This window comes from Devosia sp. (genome assembly GCF_034675085.1).
Classification (GTDB): Bacteria; Pseudomonadota; Alphaproteobacteria; order Rhizobiales; family Devosiaceae; genus Devosia.
The window spans coordinates 1-2722 of sequence record NZ_JAUCDN010000391.1; the positions used below are offsets into that span (position 1 = coordinate 1).

Genomic DNA, 2722 nt, shown 5'->3' on the forward strand with positions numbered 1-2722 from the left:
GCCGGCATCTTCGTGCCGCTGGTGCTTTCAGTGCTGCTGGCCTTCGCCCTCAATCCGCTGGTCTCATGGATGAACCGGCGGCTGGGCCTGCCCGATCCCGTCGCGGTGATCCTGGCGGTGCTGCTGGCCTTCGCCGTTCTGGCCGGCTTCATCATCCTGGCCGGCACCCAGATCGCCGGTCTGGCGCAGGAATTGCCGCGCTATCGCCAGATCATCCAGGGCAAGCTCACCGGGCTGGGCGAGCAGTTCGGCGGCCTGGCCTGGCTCGACCAGATCAACGCCATGATCGCCAATATGGGCGAAAATCTGGGACAGGAACCGCGCCCCGGCCAGATGGCGCCGGTGCCGGTGACCATCTCCAACAATTTGGGGCCGCTGAGCCTGCTCACCTCGATCATGGGCTCCATCGTCGGCCCGGTGGCCACCATCGCCATCGTCGCGGTGTTCCTGATCTTCCTGCTGCTCGGGCGCGCCGACCTGCTCGACCGCTTCATCAGGCTGGTCAGCGCCGGCCGCTATTCGCTGACCAACCTGGCCATTTCCGATGCCAGCCACCGGGTGGGGCGTTATCTGATCCTCCAGCTCATGGTCAACATGGCCTATGGCACCATCTTCGCCATCGGCCTGTTCCTGATCGGCGTGCCCAGCGCCCCGCTCTGGGGCCTGCTCATCGTGCTGTTCCGCTATATCCCCTTCGTGGGCGCGCTCATCATCGCCACCGTGCCCTTCGCCCTGGCCTTCGCCGTCGATCCGGGCTGGAACATGCTGCTGATGGCGGTGGCGCTGTTCCTGGTCATCGACCTGACCACCGCCAATATCATCGAGCCGCGCCTTTATGGCTCCAGCACCGGCGTCTCGCCCATCGCCATCCTGCTTTCGGCCATGTTCTGGGCCTCGCTCTGGGGGCCGGTCGGGCTGATCCTGGCCACGCCGATGACCGTATGCCTTGTCGTTATCGGCCGGCACCTGCCGCAATTCCAGTTCCTCGAAACCCTTCTGGGCAGCGAGCCGGTGCTTTCCCCCGCCGAGCGGCTCTACCAGCGCATGCTCAAGGGCGACGCCGAGGACGCCATCGAGATCAGCGAGGACTATCTCGACCAGCATGGCCGGGCCGACCTGATCGGCAAGGTCATGCTGCCGGCGCTGCGGCTGGGTTCGAGCGAGTTTTCCGACCGGCCCGAATCATTGCCCCAGCGCCGGCAATTGATCGGCGCCTTCGAGACCGTGCTCGACACCGTTCTCGAACCCGACTGGCCCGAGGCCGCCCCCATCCTGCTCATCGGCGGGCGCACCGAGATCGACGAGGCCGCCGCCCGCCTTCTCGGCCTGCACCTGCTCGATGCCGGCACGCCGGCCAATGTGCTGCCGCCCGGCGCCATAAGGCAGGAATCCATCGGCCGGCTCGATCTGGAAGCGGTGCACACGGTGGTGCTGGTGTTCCTGGGCGCCGATTTGCGGGCTCAATGCCGCTATGTCGCCCGCCGCATCCGCCGCATGGCGCCGGATGTGCATATCGCGGTTTGCCTGCTCCATCCCTTGGTGGCAGACGAAACCGCCGAGACCTTGCATGTGGATACGGTCTTCACCGAGGCCGAAAGCGCCCTCGAAGCCATTCCCCGCCTCGCCCGGCCGCTCGAACCGGTTCGGCCCGCCGGCCGCCGCCCCTTTGCCGGCCTGGGGCGGGGCGACGACGCGCTGGGACAGGCGCTCGACGCCCTGGCCGAGCGCTTCGCCGTGCCCGCCGCGCTCATCAACCTGGTCGATGACGAGCGCCATCTGGAGGATGAGGAGGCGGCGCGCCTGACATTTCTGGTGGTGGAGGGGGAGGAACCGCTGGTGGTCCACTCTGCCGCCCCCCATCCCGAATTGGGAGACAATGCGTATCTGGTGACCAACGGCATCGATTTTTACGCCGGAGTGCCGCTCATCCTCGCCGATGGCCGGCGCATCGGCGCCCTGGCGCTGATAGACTACGAACCCCATACTTTTTCGGCCGACGACCTGGCCGGCCTGGACCAGGAAGCGGCGGAGCTGGTGCGTCGTTTCGGCTAGATAGTCGCCCCCGCGCGCGCAAGAGCAGGACGCTCGTGCTGAAATCGCCTACCAGCAGCCGTAACCGGCCCGGTAGCTCCCGTCGCCCGACCATGCATAGATTTCGTTGGCACTGGCGCAGGGATCGACCGATGGCGTGGAATAGTCATAAGACGGTGCGGAACTGCCATTGGACATGGATCCCAGAAACCGGAATACCGAGGTCGCGCCTTCGACAAACTGCGCCACGGCCTTGCGATTTTGCTCGCCTTCAAAGCCGCCATCCATGTCATAAAGCTCCCGCTGGGCCGATTCACGAAATCCCGGATCGGGGTGACGGGCCAATCGATGATAGATGGCACGGGCTTCTCCGACGCTCCCCCACCGACCGCCGCGACGATATTGATAGGCCAGGGAAAGCATGGCCTGTCCGTGGTTGAGGTCGGAAGCGCGCGCCATGAGGGCCCAGCCGGTGTCGAGATTCTGGGTCAGTCCCCATTTTCCCTGTAAATAGGCTCCGGCCAGATGATAGAGCGCCTCGGCCTCTCCCCGTTCAGCGGCCTGGCTCAGCAGCCCGACGCGATCGGCCTCGGGCCGCAGCATCGCCAGTTGCGTTATCGCCGGCAAAACACCGCGTTCGGCAGCGGCGGCGAAATAGCCTTCGGCCTGCTTCGCATTCTTCATGACACCG

Annotated in this window: 2 protein-coding genes; one reads left to right on the top strand and one right to left on the bottom strand. The window is 65.8% G+C overall.

Features of this window, described 5'->3' with window-relative positions; genetic code table 11:
* Positions 1 to 2052: AI-2E family transporter (locus VDP82_RS16760; RefSeq protein ID WP_323015967.1), on the top strand; the 2052-nt coding region annotated here is incomplete at its 5' end.
* Positions 2053 to 2100: 48 nt separating this feature from the next.
* On the opposite strand, the gene VDP82_RS16765 is transcribed toward VDP82_RS16760, so the two are convergent.
* Positions 2101 to 2722, bottom strand: a 622-nt coding sequence (locus VDP82_RS16765; RefSeq protein ID WP_323015968.1) for a hypothetical protein, incomplete at its 5' end; no start/stop codon positions are given.